Below are 16,424 nucleotides of genomic sequence, written 5' to 3' on the forward strand. Positions count from 1 at the left end.
CCATGAAAGACACCATTCGCCAGCTGATTCAAAAAGCCCTAGCTCAACTCGTCACAGAAGGTGTGTTGCCTGAAGGCCTGACGCCAGCGATTCAGGTGGAAAACGCCCGTGACAAGACCCACGGCGACTTCGCCAGCAACATCGCCATGATGCTGGCCAAACCTGCCGGCATGAAGCCCCGGGATCTGGCTGAAAAAATCATCGCGGCCCTGCCTGCCGATGAGCAAATCAGCAAGACCGAGATCGCCGGCCCCGGCTTCCTGAACTTCTTTCAGAACACCCAGGCCCTGGCTTCGCGCCTGGACACAGCCCTGGCTGACCCGAAAATCGGCGTGCACAAGGCCACCAGGCCAATGCGCACCGTCGTGGACATGTCCGCCCCCAACCTGGCCAAAGAGATGCATGTGGGCCACTTGCGCTCAACCATCATCGGCGACGGCGTGGCACGGGTCCTGGAATTCCTCGGCGACGAGGTGATTCGCCAGAACCACGTGGGCGACTGGGGCACCCAGTTCGGCATGTTGATGGCGTACCTGGAAGAAAACCCGATCACCAGCGACGAGCTGTCCGATCTCGAGAACTTCTACCGCGCCGCTAAAAAACGCTTCGACGAGTCTCCTGAATTTGCCGACCGCGCCCGCGGCCTGGTGGTCAAGCTGCAAGCCGGCGACCCGGATTGCCTGGCGCTGTGGACCAAGTTCAAAGATATCTCGCTGTCCCACTGCCAGAAAATTTACGAGCAGTTGAACGTCAAACTGACCATGGCTGACGTTATGGGCGAAAGCGCCTACAACGACGACCTGATCAACGTGGTCAACGACCTCAAGGCCAAGGGCATGCTGGTGGAGAGCAACGGCGCCCAGTGCGTGTTCCTCGACGAGTTCAAGAACGCTGAAGGCGAACCGCTGCCGGTGATCATCGTCAAAGCCGATGGCGGCTATCTGTATGCCACCACTGACTTGGCAGCCATTCGCTATCGCAGCGGCGTGTTGAAAGCCGATCGGGCCTTGTACTTCGTCGATCAGCGCCAGGCATTGCACTTCCAGCAAGTGTTTGCAGTTGCCCGCAAGGCCGGCTTTGTGACCCATCCGATGGAAATGGAGCACATGGGCTTCGGCACCATGAACGGGGCCGACGGTCGTCCGTTCAAGACCCGCGATGGCGGTACGGTGAAGCTGGTCGACCTGCTGACCGAAGCCAAGGAACGCGCCTACACCCTGGTCAAAGAGAAAAACCCGGAACTGGCGGAAGACGAGCTGCGCGCAATCGCCAAGGTCGTCGGCATTGGCGCGGTGAAATACGCGGATCTGTCCAAACACCGCACCAGCGACTACAGCTTCAACTTCGACCTGATGCTGAACTTTGAAGGCAATACCGCACCTTATCTGCTGTATGCCTACACCCGGGTCGCGGGCGTGTTCCGCAAACTGGGCAAGAACTTCGACGAAGTTGAAGGTCAAATCGTCCTGGAGGCACCGCAAGAACAAGACCTGGCCGCCAAATTGGCGCAGTTCGGTGAAGTGCTGAACAACGTTGCCGAAAAAGGCACCCCGCACACCCTGTGTACCTATCTGTACGAAGTGGCCGGGTTGTTCTCCAGCTTCTACGAAAACTGCCCGATCCTGACGGCCGAAGACGAAGCGCAAAAACACAGCCGTCTGCGCCTGGCAGCTCTGGCGGGTCGTACCCTCAAGCAAGGCCTGGAACTGCTGGGCCTGGAAACTCTGGAGCGCATGTAAGTTGGCCGCCAAGAAAAAACCTGCACCCAAGCGAGGCGCCAGCCGCTATCAGGCGCCTGCAAAGAAGCCGATCCCGGGCTGGCTATGGATGGCCATCGGCCTCACCGTGGGTGCGTTTATCGTGTTTCTGATGAAACTCGAGCCCGGCAAGGGCGACGATGTAAAACGGGTCAAGCAGGAGCAGCAGAAAGCGGCGCAAGTCGCCGAGGCCAACAAAACTGCGCCTAGCCCGACCCAGCCGGTCAAGCCCAAGTACGACTTCTACACCTTGCTGCCGGAGTCGGAAGTGATAGTGCCGCCGGAGGCCGTACCGGAGAAAACTCCGCCTACGCCGCAAACGGCGCCACTGGCACCGGTGACGCCTGCCGAAGCTGCAAAAATCGATACTGCCCGCGCCCAGGCGGCCTTGAGCGGCATTACCCCGCCTCCTGCGCCACCCGTCGCCAAAGCTGCACCTGTTACCAGATTTTTCCTGCAAGCCGGTTCGTTCCGCAAACAGGCCGATGCTGAACGGGTGCGCGCGCAAATCATTTTGCTGGGCCAGACCGCCACGGTTGAAGCCGGCACGGTGAAAGATGAAACCTGGTATCGGGTACTGGTCGGCCCGTTCAGCAACCGCGAACAGCTGACCGTCGCCCAGAAACAACTGGCCGGTAGCGGCTTCAACAACCTGTTGTTGCAACAACGCCGCTGACCAAAGGCGGCTCCCACAGAAACTGCAAACAATCTGTGGGAGCCGGCTTGCCGGCGATGGCAGCACCCCATCATCCAATTCGCTGGCAAGCCGGCGCCCGCCCAATTCCCCCTCGTATCCGCGTTCCATTCATCTGCATTCCCTCTGCGCTGTTGAAAAACCGTCTACAACCCCCATATGTATTTCCATCAGGCATTTTCGCCCCGCTGCGTGGAGACTCTCCCTTGACCACCATCGTTTCAGTACGCCGTCACGGCAAAGTCGTTATGGCTGGCGACGGCCAGGTTTCTCTTGGCAATACCGTGATGAAAGGCAACGCGAAAAAAGTCCGCCGTCTCTATCACGGCCAGGTCATTGCCGGTTTTGCCGGTGCTACCGCTGATGCATTTACCCTGTTTGAACGCTTCGAAGGCCAGCTGGAAAAACACCAGGGCCATCTGGTTCGTGCAGCTGTCGAGTTGGCCAAAGAATGGCGTACCGACCGCTCGCTGAGCCGCCTTGAGGCAATGCTGGCTGTCGCCAACAAAGACGCGTCCCTGATCATCACCGGTAACGGTGACGTGGTTGAGCCGGAAGACGGCTTGATCGCCATGGGCTCCGGTGGTGCATTCGCCCAGGCTGCAGCCCGCGCCTTGCTGATGAAAACCGATCTGTCGGCCCGCGAAATCGCCGAAACCGCCCTCGGTATCGCCGGCGACATCTGCGTATTCACCAACCACAACATCACTATTGAGGAGCAGGACCTCGCTGAATAAGCCAACTGCCGGGCCGGCTCACCGGCCCGTTTGCTTGATTCTGCTAGAGGAACGCCAATTACTATGTCCATGACTCCCCGCGAAATTGTCCACGAACTCAATCGCCACATCATCGGCCAGGACGACGCCAAGCGCGCCGTTGCCATCGCCCTGCGTAACCGCTGGCGCCGGATGCAACTGCCTGAAGAACTGCGAGTTGAAGTCACCCCGAAAAACATTCTGATGATCGGTCCGACCGGCGTCGGTAAAACCGAAATCGCCCGCCGCCTGGCCAAACTGGCCAACGCGCCGTTCATCAAGGTTGAAGCGACCAAGTTCACCGAAGTGGGCTATGTCGGCCGCGACGTTGAATCGATCATTCGTGATCTGGCTGATGCGGCGATCAAGCTGCTGCGCGAGCAGGAAATCGTCAAGGTTCGCCATCGCGCCGAAGATGCAGCCGAAGAGCGCATCCTCGATGCCCTGTTGCCGCCTGCCCGTACGTTTGGCGAAGAAGCCGCCACGCCGCAGGACTCCAACACCCGTCAGCTGTTCCGCAAGCGCCTGCGTGAAGGCCAGCTGGACGACAAGGAAATCGAAATCGAAGTCGCAGACATTGCCGGCGTCGATATTTCCGCGCCGCCAGGCATGGAAGAAATGACCAACCAGCTGCAAAGCCTGTTTGCCAACATGGGCAAAGGCAAGCGCAAGAACCGCAAGCTGAAAGTCAAAGAAGCACTGAAAATGGTGCGTGACGAAGAAGCCGGTCGCCTGGTCAATGACGAAGAACTCAAGGCCAAAGCCCTTGAAGCCGTTGAGCAACACGGCATCGTGTTCATCGACGAAATCGACAAGGTTGCCAAGCGCGGCAATGTCGGCGGCGCCGATGTGTCCCGTGAAGGTGTACAGCGTGACCTGCTGCCGCTGATCGAAGGCTGCACCGTGAACACCAAGCTGGGCATGGTCAAAACAGACCACATCCTGTTTATCGCTTCGGGGGCATTCCACCTGAGCAAGCCAAGCGATCTGGTGCCGGAGCTACAAGGCCGCCTGCCAATCCGGGTCGAGCTCAAGGCACTGACGCCGCAAGACTTCGAGCGCATCCTCAGCGAGCCGCATGCATCCCTGACCGAGCAATATCGCGAGTTGCTGAAAACCGAAGGCCTGAACATCGAGTTCATGCCCGAAGGCATCAAACGCCTGGCCGAAATTGCCTGGCAGGTGAACGAAAAAACCGAGAACATCGGTGCTCGCCGCCTGCACACACTGCTTGAGCGCTTGCTGGAAGAGGTGTCTTTCAGCGCCGGCGATATCGCCAGCGCACAAAAAGACGAGCCTATCCGGATTGATGCTGAATACGTGAACAGCCACCTGGGCGAACTGGCCGAGAACGAAGACCTCTCGCGCTATATCTTGTAAACCCTCACACAACCTGTAGCCGCTGGCGCAGGCAGCGATCGCCGACTCCGTTGCCGATCGCTGCCCGTGGCAGCGGCTACGGTGTGTGTGATGAGAAAAAGGTTTTGTCCCATGAGCTCTACTCCAGCGCCAATCCCCAGCGCCATCAACCTGCACAAAGCCTCAAAAACCCTCACCCTCAAATATCCCTCTGGCGAGCAATACCACCTGCCTGCGGAATTTCTGCGCGTGCACTCCCCGTCCGCCGAAGTCCAGGGTCATGGCAACCCCATTCTGCAATTCGGGAAAATCAACGTAGGTCTGAGCAAGGTAGAACCGGCGGGGCAATATGCGCTGAAAATAACCTTTGATGATGGCCACGACAGCGGCCTGTTCACCTGGGAATACCTCTATCAGCTCGGGGTTCGCCAGGAAGAGCTGTGGGCTGATTATCTGCAGCAACTGAAGGAAGCCGGCAAGTCCCGCGACCCGTCAGAATCCATCGTCAAGTTGATGCTGTAACGCCAGCCCCGGTGGGAGCCGGCTTGCCAGCGATGGCATTGGCATCGCTGGCAAGCAAGCCCAGAGTTGCTATGGACTAAAGCGCTGCGTCAGGTTTTGGCTCTGGAGTAACCACAGAAGACTTGGCGGCGGCCGGCTTTTTGGCTGCGGCCGGTTTTTTAACCGCCGGTTTGGCTGCTGCAGGTTTAGCTGCGGGCTTGCTCGCAGCAGTTGCTGGCTTGGTTGCCGGCTTGGCCGCTGGTTTTGCCTTTGGCTTGGCGGCTGACTTGGCGACTGCTTTAACAGCCGGTTTTGCCACTGGCTTGGCCGCTGCGGGTTTCGCAGCGGGTTTGGCTGCAGCTTTGGCAGCTGCCGGCTTGCTGGCAGACGAAGCCTTGGTGGCAGCAACTTTGGCTGCCGCCGCGGTGAGCTTCTCGATATGTTTGGTCAGGGTCTCGACCTTGGTGTGTAAGGTTTTGACCTCTTCACGGCTCGGAACACCCAAACGTGAAATCGCGCTGTTCAGGCGTTTATCAAACGCCTCTTCGAACTCGCTCCACTTGCCCATGGCCAGGTCTTTAACATCCTCGACCCGGGTACGGGCAGAAGAGCTGGTCGATTTGGCGCTGTCAGCCAGTTTACCGACTGCGGCCTTGGACAGTTTTTCGGCCTTCTCCCCATCTTTGACTAACGAATCAAATAGCTTGCTGCCGTCTGTATCGATCTTCGAGTACACACCCAAACCTGCCAGCCAGATTTTGCGCGAGTACTCTTCGACCTTGCCTACCCATGAATTGCTGTCTTTGGCAGTCGGTTTTTTAGCAGCCATCGTGTTCCCCTCAATGTTAAGTCGCGACGTCAGTGAGCAAGATCGTCGAATCATCAAGATGAACAGAGTGCTCACCTGCATCAGGTTTAGACGCTAAGTGGCCTTGCTGCCAGTCAGAAGCCCATCGGGGCAGGCACAACAGTGCTACTTCACGACAACGCCTTGTCCAGCGAGCGCTCGATTTCCGATTGAATCATGCCGCTCATCGCAGACATCAGCATGCCCAGCTCAACGTCGACCCGAATGGTTTTCTCGCCGATTGCCAGGGTGCCGTTAACCCCCGAACGCTTGAGCTTTACTGTATCTCCGGACCAGTCAGGGGTCAGCCCATACTGCCCCGCCAGCTTCTCAACCAGGGGTAGAGCTTTTTCACGTGCTGCCTCAAGGCCCAGGGTATGGGTCCGTTCAACGCTGATACGAGCCATTGGTTCACTCCGAGTAAATAAGGCCGACACTATACTTACCTTCAGCCTCGCCAAGACAAAGCCGGCCACCGGGATTAGAATGGCCAGCATTCTCTTTTGGTGACAGCGATATGACTGATCAGCGCAAAGGCAGCGATGCCGAACCCACCACCCACTTCGGCTTCAAAAATGTGCCGGAAAGCCAAAAGGCGGAAAAAGTCGCCGAGGTTTTTCACTCTGTAGCCGCTAAATACGACCTGATGAACGACGTACTGTCGGGCGGCATGCACCGCCTGTGGAAGCGTTTCACCATCGAACTGTCCGGCGTTCGCCCTGGCAACAAGGTGCTGGACATCGCAGGCGGCACCGGTGACCTGGCCCGCAAGTTTTCCCATCTGGTTGGCCCGACCGGCCAGGTAGTGCTGGCAGATATCAACGCCTCCATGCTCAAGGTTGGCCGTGACCGCCTGCTGGACAAAGGTGTGGCCGGCAATATCGAGTTCGTTCAGGCCGACGCTGAAAAGCTGCCGTTCCCGGACAACCACTTCGATTGCGTGACCATCGCCTTCGGCCTGCGCAACGTGACCCACAAGGAAGACGCATTGCGCTCCATGCTGCGGGTACTCAAGCCGGGCGGGCGCTTGCTGGTGCTGGAGTTCTCCAAACCGACCAACCCATTGATGTCCAAGGTTTACGATGCTTATTCGTTCGCCTTCATGCCGATGGTGGGCAAGCTGATCCTCAATGACCCGGAGAGCTATCGCTACCTGGCCGAGTCGATCCGCATGCACCCGAACCAGGAAACACTGAAGTCGATGATGGTCGAGGCCGGGTTTGACCGGGTGACCTATCACAACATGACTTCAGGCATCGTTGCGCTGCACCGCGGCATCAAGCCCTGATGTTGCTCCGCGGCCTTCTCGCCAGCGTCGAAAACGGCGTCAATCGCATTTTGCGGCTGGACAGCACGGCCATGGCGCGCTTGCAGCCTTTGACCGGCAAAGTGATTGCTGTCGAATGCGCGGCTCCGGCATTGCAGCTGTTTATCCTGCCCAGCGATGAAGGCCTGCTGCTGGCCACCCAATGGGCTGCAGATGCCGATTGCACCCTGCGTGCACCTGCTGCCAGCTTGATGCGTCTGGTCCTGAGCAAAGACAAGACCGCCGTGCTGCACAGCCCTGAAGTAGACCTTGAGGGCGACAGCCACGTGTTGATGGCGCTTGCCCAGGTGCTGCAAGACCTGGATCTGGACTGGGAGTATGAACTCTCGCGCTGGCTCGGACCGGTTGCCACGGCACTGATCGGCGGTCATTTGCGCAGCCGCGCCAACTGGTATCAGCAAGGGTTCGCCAGCCTTAATCAGAATCTGGCCGAATACCTCAGCGAAGAAGCCCGCACCTTGGTCGGAGAACGTGAAGCGCAAGCGCGTTTTGACGAACTCGACCAACTCAAACTCGACCTGGACCGCCTTGAGGCGCGCTTTGAGCGCCTTGGCCGATCCCTCAATTCCAGCGATAACGCATGAAGCTGCTTGCCATACGCCGTTTGTTCCGCATCCAGCGCGTCGTCATTCGCTACCGCCTTGATGACTTGCTGTTCGCCCTGCCCTTGCCATGGTGGATGCTCTCGCTGCGCTACGCGCTGCCGTGGCGCTGGTTCCCGCGCAAGAAGCTGGAGCTGAGCCGGGGCGCTGCGCTGCGCCTGGCGCTGCAGGATCTGGGACCGATCTTTATCAAGTTCGGGCAAATTCTCTCGACCCGTCGCGACTTGCTGCCCGAAGACATCGCCGACGAACTGATGCTGTTGCAGGATCGCGTACCGCCGTTCGACCCGCAGGTAGCGGTCAAGCTGATCGAAGAGCAACTTGGCGCCACCATCGGCGAAGTGTTCAGCCGTTTTGACATCGAACCCCTGGCCTCGGCCTCGGTGGCCCAGGTGCACTCGGCCAAGCTCAAGACCGGCGAAGAAGTTGTGGTCAAGGTCGTACGCCCGGGCCTCAAGCCAATCATCGGTTCAGACCTGGCCTGGCTGTTCATTCTGGCCAGGGTTGCCGAACGCCTGAGCGCTGACGCCCGCCTGCTGCACCCGGTGGATGTAGTCAGCGATTACGAAAAAACCATTTACGACGAGCTCGACCTGTTACGTGAAGCGGCCAACGCCAGCCAGCTCAAGCGCAACTTCGAAGGCTCGCCGATGCTTTACGTGCCGCAGATCTACTGGGACTGGTGCCGGCCCAAGGTTCTGGTCATGGAGCGCATCTACGGGGTTCAGGTCACTGACCTGAAAACCCTCGCCGATCAGCGCACCGACATGAAGATGCTGGCCGAACGCGGGGTCGAGATTTTCTTCACCCAGGTTTTTCGTGACAGTTTCTTTCACGCCGACATGCACCCCGGCAATATTTTTGTCAGCACAGTCAGCCCGTGGAGCCCGCAATACATCGCCATCGACTGCGGCATTGTCGGCAGCCTGACCCCCGAGGACCAGGACTACCTGGCGCGCAACCTGTTTGCCTTCTTCAAGCGTGATTACCGGCGGGTGGCGCAGTTGCACATTGATTCGGGCTGGGTACCGGCGCACACCAAGCTCAACGAGTTTGAGGCGGCGATCCGTACCGTATGCGAGCCGATTTTTGAAAAACCGCTGAAAGAAATTTCCTTTGGCCAGGTGCTGATGCGCCTGTTCCAGACCGCGCGGCGCTTCAACATGGAAGTCCAGCCACAGCTGGTGCTGCTGCAAAAAACCCTGCTCAACATTGAAGGGCTGGGGCGTCAGCTGTACCCCGACCTCGACCTGTGGAGCACCGCGCAGCCGTTCCTTGAACGCTGGATGCGTGAACGGGTGAGCCCGAAAACCCTGTTGCGCAACCTGCACAGCCAGGTCGAGCAGATCCCGCATCTGGCGGGCATGACCCGCGACCTGCTGGAACGCATGTCGCAGCCCCATAGCAAAAATCAGCGGCTGGTGGTCAGCGAACCCCGGGACAGCTGGTTCCTGCGTCTGCTGGGTGCCGGGCATCTGGCCGCCGGGGCCCTGCTGGCCAGTGTCGGGCCGCTGCACACCCTCAGCTACTGGCCGGCCGGTATCTTGCTGGCAGTGGGCCTGTATCTGATCGTACGCAGATAACCTGCAGGAGCTAGCTCTGTCCTGCAGGAGTTCTAGCCACTCTCTGGCGAGGCTGGCAAACTGTTAAATCGCTACGCGCGGAGTCGAACATGAACAACTGGCTGGACGAGATCAAATGGGACAGCGACGGCTTGGTGCCGGCGATTGCCCAGGACCATAAAACCGGGCGCGTTTTGATGATGGCCTGGATGAACCGCGAAGCCCTGAGCCTGACCGCCACCGAGAACCGTGCCATTTACTGGTCACGTTCCCGTGGCAAGCTGTGGCGCAAGGGTGAAGAGTCGGGCCACGTACAAAAGCTGCATGAAATGCGCCTGGACTGCGACGCTGACGTCATTATCCTGATGGTCGAACAAATCGGTGACATCGCCTGCCATACAGGTCGTCAGAGCTGCTTCTACCGCGTGTACGAAAACTCCGGATGGAAGACCGTCGATCCGGTGCTTAAAGACCCGCACGCCATTTATCACGCAGGACACTCCAATGACTGACACCTTGAGCCGCGTAGCCCGGGTACTCGAAGAGCGCAAAGGCGCCTCGCCGGACAGTTCGTATGTCGCCAGCCTGTACCACAAGGGTCTGAACAAGATTCTGGAGAAGGTCGGCGAAGAGTCGGTCGAAACCATCATCGCAGCCAAAGATGCGGCCATCAGCGGAGATTGCAGCGATGTCATCTACGAAACCGCCGATCTATGGTTCCACAGCATGATCATGCTCGCCCAGCTGGGTCAGCATCCTCAGGCCGTACTGGATGAACTGGAGCGTCGCATCGGTACCTCCGGCCACGTGGAAAAAGCCTCACGGCCATCCGCTTAAACTTTTTTGCAAGGAACTCATCATGGGCATTTTTGACTGGAAACACTGGGTCGTCATTCTGGTAGTTGTGGTCCTGGTCTTCGGCACCAAAAAACTGAAAAACCTGGGCTCTGACGTGGGCGAATCGATCAAGGGCTTTCGCAAGGCCATGAACGACGACGAGAAGCCTGCCGAACCGGTAGTGCCGCCTGCACAGCCAACGGCCGCACCGCAGCCACACACCACTTCGACCCTCAACGAGCCGCACACCATTGACGTGCAGGCCCAGAAAGTCGAAGAGCCGACCCGCAAAGACGTGTGAGCCAAAAATAATGTTCGGTATCAGCTTCAGTGAACTGCTGCTCGTCGGCCTGGTGGCCCTGTTGGTGCTCGGCCCCGAGCGCCTGCCGGGAGCAGCACGCACGGCGGGGCTGTGGATCGGCCGCTTGAAACGCAGCTTCAATGCGATCAAACAGGAAGTTGAGCGTGAAATCGGCGCCGACGAAATTCGTCGGCAACTGCACAACGAGCACATCATGTCGATGGAAGAAGAAGCCAAGAAGATTCTGGCCCCGCTCCAGCCGCCTGTGCCGCCTGTGATGCCGACCCAGCCTTTGGCCGCACCTGCGCAGCCGGAGCCCGCAGAGCCGCCGGCCCCTGCTCCGGTCAGCCTGAGCAAGACCGAGTCCGGGCCTGCACCTCAACCGGCAGTGCCACACGACCCTACCCTGCCACCGCGAGCCCCCTAAGCGCATGAGCGATAAGCCTGAACACGACCAGCCAATGCCGCTGGTTTCGCATCTGACCGAGCTGCGCACCCGCCTGCTGCGCTGCATCGCCGCGATTTTTCTGATCTTCATCGGGTTGTTCGCCTTCACCCAGCAGATCTACACCCTGGTTTCCACGCCATTGCGTGAATACCTGCCGGTGGGCGCCACGATGATCGCCACCGACGTGGCATCGCCGTTCCTCACACCGCTCAAGCTGACCATGATGGTGTCGCTGTTTATAGCGATCCCGGTGATCCTGCATCAGATCTGGGGCTTTATCGCCCCCGGCCTGTACAAGCACGAAAAGCGCATTGCCGTGCCGCTGCTGATCTCCAGCATCTTCCTGTTCTACGCCGGCATGGCGTTCGCCTATTTCCTGGTGTTCCCGCTGGTGTTCAAGTTCTTCGCCTCCGCGACACCGGAAGGCGTGGCCATGATGACCGACATCAGTAGCTACCTTGATTTCGTCATGACCCTGTTTTTTGCCTTTGGCGTAGCCTTTGAAATCCCGGTGGCAGTGGTGCTGCTGGTATGGATCGGTATTGTCGACGTCAAATACCTGCGCAAAATCCGTCCGTACGTGATTATCGGCTGCTTTGTAGTCGGCATGATCCTGACCCCGCCGGACATCTTCTCCCAGACCCTGCTGGCGATTCCGATGTGGATGCTGTTTGAAATCGGCATTCTGTTCGGCAGCCTGATCAGCAAAAACAAGCGTGACGATCACCCGGACGAACAGCCCGAGAACGACAGCAACGCCCAGCCGCCAGCACCGCAAGCGTGAACCTGCTGCTCCTCGAAGAGGCTGATTTCATTGCCGCCGATCGCGTGATCCTGCGCGATCGGCGCCTGACTCACATGCAGGAAGTGCACCGTGCGGCAGTGGGCGACAACCTGCGGGTCGGACGCATCGGCGGTTTAATGGGCAGCGCCGAACTGGTGCGCCTGGAGGCCAAAGAAGCCGAACTGGTCATCCACAACCTCGACCAGCCGCCGCCCGACAAACTGCCCCTGACCCTGTTACTGGCCCTGCCGCGCCCGAAGATGTTGCGCCGGGTCCTGCAGACAGTTGCCTCGATGGGCGTGCCCAGGGTGGTTCTGATGAACAGTTACCGGGTCGAAAAAAGCTTTTGGCAGACCCCGTTTCTGGAGCCCGAAGCAATTCGCGAACAGCTGATTCTGGGGCTGGAGCAGTCCCGCGACAGCGTGCTGCCTGAAATCATCATCGAAAAACGTTTCAAGCCGTTTGTCGAAGACCGCCTGCCACAGCTGGTCGAAGGCACACTGGGCCTGGTTGGCCACCCCGGTGATTACCCCGCGTGCCCACGCGGCCTGGATCAAGCCGTGACCCTGGCTATCGGCCCGGAAGGCGGCTGGATTCCGTACGAAATCGACCTGCTGGCCAAAGCCGGCCTGCAACCGGTGCAACTCGGCGCGCGCATCCTGCGGGTCGAAACCGCCGTCACCGCCCTTCTCGCCCGGCTGTTCTGAGCCCTGCCACCTAGTCGCTGACTATGAGCGAGGCTGCGCCCCCCGGGGCCAGCTTCGCAGCCATCGCAGCCTCGTTCCTCGGCGACTACGAAGTTGCGCTGCGGGTTTGAGGCCTCGGTCACACATTCAACACCCCCCGCTTCAGTTCCCCTGCGCCACGCCGATGCCCTGATACCCGTGAAGAACGCAAAGCAATGGACGGCTTCCCGTCAGGCTGCTCGCGTCATAAAAGGAGTTTCATCATGTACCGTCAACTGGCCAGACTACTGGGCAATATCGGTGTTAATCGCAAGCTGGGCCTGGGATTTGGTCTGGTGCTGGTTTTAACAGTGCTGATAAGCGCAATCGGTTGGAAGGGTCTGGTTTCTGTGATCGACCGCGGTGACAAGCTGGCCAACATATCAAAGACCATCGAGCTGACCAAAGACTTGCGCATTGCACGTCTGGACTACGAGCGGGACAAGGGTGAAAAAGGCAACGCCGAGGTAAATGGCCAGTTGACCGCCCTGGACCAGACGCTGGACCTGTCGCGCCGCCAGCTCACCGATCCTGCGGAGCTGGCCCTGGTCGAGCAACAGCTCGCCGCGGTGGCCGAATACAAAAGCGCATTCGCCGACTCCGGGCTGGCCACTCAAGCACGTGAAGCCAACCGCGTACTGCTCGGCAGTACCGCCGACAGCGCCGTCGCCAGCGTTGCAGACATTGAGCAGACCTTGCTGCAAAGCGACAGCCTGGCGCAGTACAAGAGCGTCATCGAACTGCAAAAACTGCTTCAGCAAGCCAGGTTCCAGGTGCGTGGCTACACCTATAGCGCCAGCCCCGAGGCCGAGCAGCCCGCCCTGGATGCCATCGACCATGCGCTCAAAGAACTCGACAGCCTGCCCGCCAGGCTCCCCGACGAACATCTGAGCCACTTGCAGCAAGCCACGCTGGCCATGCAAAACTATCGGGCCGCCGTGACCGGCTTTCGCGATGCTCAAGTCGCCAGTGCCCGGGCGCTGACGCGCATGCAGCAGCAAGGCAGCACCCTGATCGATCTGAGCCAGAAGCTTTCGACCCTGCAAACCGAAAAACGCGATCACGACAGCCAGCAGGCCGAGAACCTGCTCATAGGTTGTACATTACTGGCGCTGGTACTGGGCATCATTGCTGCCTGGGTTATTACCCGGCAGATCGTCATCCCGCTGCAGCGCACGCTCAAGACCGTTGAATGGATCGCCGCAGGCGACCTGAGCCATGACAACCCCACCGCTCGCCGCGACGAGCTGGGGCAATTGCAGCAAGCCGTGCAACGGATGACCGAAGGTCTGCGCGAACTGATCGGGGGCATCAGCGATGGCGTGACCCAGATTGCCAGCGCGGCCGAAGAACTCTCAGCCGTGACCGAACAGACCAGTGCCGGGGTCAACAGCCAGAAAGTCGAAACCGATCAAGTCGCTACCGCCATGCACGAAATGGCGGCAACGGTGCAGGAAGTGGCGCGCAATGCCGAAGAGGCCTCAGAAGCCGCTGTTGTTGCCGACCAGCAGTCCCGTGAAGGCGACAAAGTGGTCGGTGAAGCCATTGCCCAGATCGAGAAACTGGCGATTGAAGTGGGCCACTCCACCGAAGCCATGGACCATCTCAAGCGCGAAAGTGACAAGATCGGCAGCGTGCTCGATGTGATCAAGTCGGTGGCCCAGCAAACCAACCTGCTGGCACTCAATGCCGCCATCGAGGCCGCCCGCGCCGGTGAGGCAGGCCGTGGCTTTGCGGTGGTAGCCGACGAGGTACGCAGCCTGGCGCAGCGCACGCAAAAATCCACCGAAGAGATCGAAGAGCTCATTGAAGGCCTGCAAAGCGGTACCCGGCAGGCCTCCAGCAGCATGGACAGCAGCCGTATCCTGACCGACAGCAGCGTTGAACTCACCCGTCGTGCAGGCGAAGCGCTGGGCAGCATCACCCGCACGGTGTCGACCATTCAGGGCATGAACCAACAGATTGCGGCGGCCGCCGAACAACAAAGCGCCGTAGCTGAAGAGATCAACCGCAGCGTGCTGAATGTGCGTGACGTGTCAGAGCAGACGGCAGCGGCAAGCGAAGAGACCGCGGCGTCCAGCGTTGAGCTGGCGCGCCTGGGTGCGCACCTGCAGGCGCTGGTGGCACGCTTCAAGGTCTGAAGTCTGATAACCCTGCAGGAGCGAGCCCCTGCAGGGTTGGGGTTTTACAGCACCTGACGCAGGAACGCCTGGGCCCGCAGGTCTTTGGGCGAGTTGAAGAAGTCTTCCGGGGCGGAATCCTCCAGCAGCTTGCCGTGATCAAAGAACAGCACGCGATTGGCCACTTCACGGGCAAAGCCCATCTCGTGGGTCACACAGACCATGGTCATGCCTTCACGGGCCAGGGTCTTCATCACGTCCAGCACTTCGCCGACCATTTCCGGGTCAAGCGCCGAAGTCGGCTCGTCGAACAGCATCACCTTGGGTTCCATCGCCAGGGCACGGGCAATCGCCACCCGTTGCTGCTGGCCGCCCGATAGCCGCGACGGGTACTCGTCAGCCTTCTGCCCGATCCCGACCTTCTCCAGCAGAGCCCGGGCCTTGGCCTCGCGCTCGGCCTTGCCGCGCTTGCGCACGACCTTCTGCGCCAGACACAGGTTTTCGAGCACGGTCATGTGCGGGAACAGGTTGAAATGCTGGAACACCATGCCGACTTCACGGCGATAGGCGTTGACGTCAGTTTTCGGGTCGGCCAGGTCCAGACCGTCGATGCTGACCGAACCGGAGTCGAACTCTTCCAGGCCGTTGAGGCAGCGTAGAAAGGTCGATTTACCTGAGCCCGAAGGCCCAATCACCACCAGCACTTCGCCTTTGGCCACTGTGGTGCTGACATTGTCTACCGCACGGACGACCTGCCCGCGGGTATCGAAGACTTTTACCAGTTCGCGAACTTCAATCACTTTGCGCAAGCCTCCGCTCAAGCCGGCTGGCCAAATGCGACAGCGGCAGGTTGATCAACAGGTACAGGCCCGCCACGCAGAACAGAATCTCGAACGGCGAAAACGAAGTGGTGATGACTTCACGGCCACTTTTAAGCAACTCGGTAATCGCAATCACCGACACCAGAGAGGTGTCTTTTACCAGACTGATAAATTGCCCGGCCAAGGGTGGCAGCACGCGCTTGAAGGCTTGTGGCAGAACCACGTGACGCATCGACTGGCTGGCATTGAGACCCAGCGAGCGCGCCGCTTCGTCTTGCCCGCGGGCTATGGATTGCACGCCCGAGCGGATGATTTCGGCCACATAGGCACCGGTAAACAGCGACAACGCGGCAATACCGGCAAACTCGCGGGACAGGTTGAGCACGGTGCCGATAAAGAAGTAAAAGATAAAAATCTGTACCAGCAGCGGCGTGCCACGAACCAGTTCCACGTACAGGGTCGACAGATCGCGCAGGGTCGGGTTTTTCGACAACCGGCAGAGCCCGGTGGCCAGGCCGATCAGCAACCCCAGCACACCGGATACCAGTGACAGCCAGACGGTGGTCCACAAGCCCCAGAGCAGCGGGCCTGCCGCCCAATGACGATTGACCCCCACCACATCGCCTTCGGCAACATCGTCACCTTCGGCCAGTTGCAGGCTGTTGTCGGCCACGGTCAGACGCTGTTCGGCGCCATCGTCACCTTTCAGCACCACTTCGGTATTGTCGCCCTTGCGCACCAGCTCAATCACGGTGGAGGTTTCGGCTGCCCGCTGGGCTTCTTCAGCCTGGTAGGCGAAGTACTGCGGGACTCGATTCCAGCGCCATTCGTAGGACATCAGCGAGGTGGCGTAGTACAGACCGCCCGCCAGACCGATGAGCACCAGCACGGTCAATACGTGCCAGGGCCACTGGGGTTTTTTTTGTTTGATCACTTTCAGGTTCCACGTTTTGTGTCGCTAGGGAGGCCGTCAATCGCGGGCAG

Annotated in this window: 19 protein-coding genes and 1 pseudogene; 16 read left to right on the forward strand and 4 right to left on the reverse strand. The window is 59.5% G+C overall.

Annotated elements, in window-relative coordinates; genetic code table 11:
- The first annotated feature begins 2 nt into the window (after positions 1-2).
- The 5 genes from argS (at position 3) to JQ848_RS21025 (ending at position 5,087) form a co-directional block, all read left to right on the forward strand.
- Positions 3-1,739, forward strand: coding sequence for an arginine--tRNA ligase (gene argS, locus JQ848_RS21005; RefSeq protein ID WP_202211118.1), 1,737 nt, complete (start codon positions 3-5; stop codon positions 1,737-1,739).
- A gap of 1 nt (position 1,740) precedes the next feature.
- On the forward strand, positions 1,741-2,433 hold the full coding sequence (locus JQ848_RS21010; RefSeq protein ID WP_010656292.1) for an SPOR domain-containing protein: 693 nt from the start codon (positions 1,741-1,743) through the stop codon (positions 2,431-2,433).
- A gap of 224 nt (positions 2,434-2,657) precedes the next feature.
- A complete protein-coding gene (hslV, locus tag JQ848_RS21015; protein ID WP_003438754.1) occupies positions 2,658-3,188 on the forward strand; it encodes an ATP-dependent protease subunit HslV in 531 nt (176 codons plus the stop codon).
- Positions 3,189-3,251: 63 nt separating this feature from the next.
- Positions 3,252-4,586, forward strand: a complete 1,335-nt coding sequence (gene hslU, locus JQ848_RS21020) for an ATP-dependent protease ATPase subunit HslU (protein ID WP_003438752.1) — start codon at positions 3,252-3,254, stop codon at positions 4,584-4,586.
- A 111-nt stretch (positions 4,587-4,697) separates the two neighbouring features.
- Positions 4,698-5,087, forward strand: coding sequence for a gamma-butyrobetaine hydroxylase family protein (locus JQ848_RS21025; RefSeq protein ID WP_127195703.1), 390 nt, complete (start codon positions 4,698-4,700; stop codon positions 5,085-5,087).
- Between the two features lie 76 nt (positions 5,088-5,163).
- Here JQ848_RS21025 and JQ848_RS21030 read toward each other — a convergent pair whose 3' ends face one another.
- Together JQ848_RS21030 and JQ848_RS21035 are read right to left on the reverse strand one after the other, a co-directional pair.
- The gene (locus tag JQ848_RS21030; RefSeq protein ID WP_202211120.1) at positions 5,164-5,895 is read right to left on the reverse strand and encodes a phasin family protein; all 732 of its coding nucleotides are present in this window, start codon (positions 5,893-5,895) and stop codon (positions 5,164-5,166) included.
- Positions 5,896-6,044: 149 nt separating this feature from the next.
- Complete coding sequence (locus JQ848_RS21035) at positions 6,045-6,320, reverse strand: polyhydroxyalkanoic acid system family protein (RefSeq protein ID WP_003438745.1); 276 nt, start codon at positions 6,318-6,320, stop codon at positions 6,045-6,047.
- Positions 6,321-6,430: 110 nt separating this feature from the next.
- Between JQ848_RS21035 and ubiE the strand changes: the two genes are divergently transcribed.
- From ubiE to JQ848_RS23040, 11 genes and pseudogenes are all read left to right on the forward strand, one after another.
- Positions 6,431-7,201: a bifunctional demethylmenaquinone methyltransferase/2-methoxy-6-polyprenyl-1,4-benzoquinol methylase UbiE gene (ubiE, locus tag JQ848_RS21040; RefSeq protein ID WP_003438744.1), complete on the forward strand. Its 771-nt coding sequence runs from the start codon at positions 6,431-6,433 to the stop codon at positions 7,199-7,201.
- A complete protein-coding gene (locus JQ848_RS21045; protein WP_202211122.1) occupies positions 7,201-7,824 on the forward strand; it encodes a ubiquinone biosynthesis accessory factor UbiJ in 624 nt (207 codons plus the stop codon). Before ubiE ends, JQ848_RS21045 begins: the two co-directional genes overlap by 1 nt.
- Complete coding sequence (gene ubiB / locus JQ848_RS21050) at positions 7,821-9,425, forward strand: ubiquinone biosynthesis regulatory protein kinase UbiB (protein ID WP_003438740.1); 1,605 nt, start codon at positions 7,821-7,823, stop codon at positions 9,423-9,425. Before JQ848_RS21045 ends, ubiB begins: the two co-directional genes overlap by 4 nt.
- 89 nt (positions 9,426-9,514) lie before the next feature.
- Complete coding sequence (hisI, locus tag JQ848_RS21055; RefSeq protein ID WP_003438738.1) at positions 9,515-9,916, forward strand: phosphoribosyl-AMP cyclohydrolase; 402 nt, start codon at positions 9,515-9,517, stop codon at positions 9,914-9,916.
- Positions 9,909-10,241, forward strand: coding sequence for a phosphoribosyl-ATP diphosphatase (locus JQ848_RS21060; RefSeq protein ID WP_003438737.1), 333 nt, complete (start codon positions 9,909-9,911; stop codon positions 10,239-10,241). The genes hisI and JQ848_RS21060 overlap by 8 nt, the downstream gene beginning before the upstream one ends.
- Before the next feature lie 22 nt (positions 10,242-10,263).
- A complete protein-coding gene (locus JQ848_RS21065; RefSeq protein WP_202211124.1) occupies positions 10,264-10,542 on the forward strand; it encodes a twin-arginine translocase TatA/TatE family subunit in 279 nt (92 codons plus the stop codon).
- Between the two features lie 10 nt (positions 10,543-10,552).
- On the forward strand, positions 10,553-10,969 hold the full coding sequence (gene tatB, locus JQ848_RS21070; protein WP_202211126.1) for a Sec-independent protein translocase protein TatB: 417 nt from the start codon (positions 10,553-10,555) through the stop codon (positions 10,967-10,969).
- 4 nt (positions 10,970-10,973) lie between these two features.
- Positions 10,974-11,774, forward strand: a complete 801-nt coding sequence (tatC, locus tag JQ848_RS21075) for a twin-arginine translocase subunit TatC (protein WP_161719275.1) — start codon at positions 10,974-10,976, stop codon at positions 11,772-11,774.
- Positions 11,771-12,481, forward strand: a complete 711-nt coding sequence (locus JQ848_RS21080; RefSeq protein WP_003438729.1) for a 16S rRNA (uracil(1498)-N(3))-methyltransferase — start codon at positions 11,771-11,773, stop codon at positions 12,479-12,481. The genes tatC and JQ848_RS21080 overlap by 4 nt, the downstream gene beginning before the upstream one ends.
- 242 nt (positions 12,482-12,723) lie before the next feature.
- A pseudogene (locus JQ848_RS23035) lies at positions 12,724-13,785 on the forward strand (methyl-accepting chemotaxis protein); the annotation flags it as partial.
- Between the two features lie 141 nt (positions 13,786-13,926).
- A complete protein-coding gene (locus JQ848_RS23040) occupies positions 13,927-14,640 on the forward strand; it encodes a methyl-accepting chemotaxis protein (RefSeq protein ID WP_408003744.1) in 714 nt (237 codons plus the stop codon).
- 44 nt (positions 14,641-14,684) lie between these two features.
- On the opposite strand, the gene JQ848_RS21090 is transcribed toward JQ848_RS23040, so the two are convergent.
- On the reverse strand, positions 14,685-15,419 hold the full coding sequence (locus JQ848_RS21090) for an amino acid ABC transporter ATP-binding protein (RefSeq protein WP_003438721.1): 735 nt from the start codon (positions 15,417-15,419) through the stop codon (positions 14,685-14,687).
- Positions 15,412-16,371, reverse strand: coding sequence for an amino acid ABC transporter permease (locus JQ848_RS21095; protein WP_369826398.1), 960 nt, complete (start codon positions 16,369-16,371; stop codon positions 15,412-15,414). The genes JQ848_RS21090 and JQ848_RS21095 overlap by 8 nt, the downstream gene beginning before the upstream one ends.
- Positions 16,372-16,424 lie beyond the last annotated feature (53 nt).

The sequence above is a fragment of the Pseudomonas paraversuta genome, from assembly GCF_904067025.1.
Classification (GTDB): Bacteria; Pseudomonadota; Gammaproteobacteria; order Pseudomonadales; family Pseudomonadaceae; genus Aquipseudomonas; species Aquipseudomonas paraversuta.

Excerpts from the sequence above, each read along its gene's own strand:
- tatC (WP_161719275.1), top strand. The coding sequence starts at position 10,974 with ATGAGCGATAAGCCTGAACACGACCAGCCAATGCCGCTGGTTTCGCAT.
- JQ848_RS21025 (WP_127195703.1), top strand. The coding sequence starts at position 4,698 with ATGAGCTCTACTCCAGCGCCAATCCCCAGCGCCATCAACCTGCACAAA.
- JQ848_RS21065 (WP_202211124.1), top strand. The coding sequence starts at position 10,264 with ATGGGCATTTTTGACTGGAAACACTGGGTCGTCATTCTGGTAGTTGTG.
- hslU (WP_003438752.1), top strand. The coding sequence starts at position 3,252 with ATGTCCATGACTCCCCGCGAAATTGTCCACGAACTCAATCGCCACATC.
- JQ848_RS21030 (WP_202211120.1), bottom strand. The coding sequence starts at position 5,895 with ATGGCTGCTAAAAAACCGACTGCCAAAGACAGCAATTCATGGGTAGGC.
- JQ848_RS21060 (WP_003438737.1), top strand. The coding sequence starts at position 9,909 with ATGACTGACACCTTGAGCCGCGTAGCCCGGGTACTCGAAGAGCGCAAA.
- JQ848_RS21035 (WP_003438745.1), bottom strand. The coding sequence starts at position 6,320 with ATGGCTCGTATCAGCGTTGAACGGACCCATACCCTGGGCCTTGAGGCA.
- JQ848_RS21045 (WP_202211122.1), top strand. The coding sequence starts at position 7,201 with ATGTTGCTCCGCGGCCTTCTCGCCAGCGTCGAAAACGGCGTCAATCGC.
- tatB (WP_202211126.1), top strand. The coding sequence starts at position 10,553 with ATGTTCGGTATCAGCTTCAGTGAACTGCTGCTCGTCGGCCTGGTGGCC.
- ubiE (WP_003438744.1), top strand. The coding sequence starts at position 6,431 with ATGACTGATCAGCGCAAAGGCAGCGATGCCGAACCCACCACCCACTTC.
- hisI (WP_003438738.1), top strand. The coding sequence starts at position 9,515 with ATGAACAACTGGCTGGACGAGATCAAATGGGACAGCGACGGCTTGGTG.
- JQ848_RS23040 (WP_408003744.1), top strand. The coding sequence starts at position 13,927 with ATGCACGAAATGGCGGCAACGGTGCAGGAAGTGGCGCGCAATGCCGAA.
- ubiB (WP_003438740.1), top strand. The coding sequence starts at position 7,821 with ATGAAGCTGCTTGCCATACGCCGTTTGTTCCGCATCCAGCGCGTCGTC.
- argS (WP_202211118.1), top strand. The coding sequence starts at position 3 with ATGAAAGACACCATTCGCCAGCTGATTCAAAAAGCCCTAGCTCAACTC.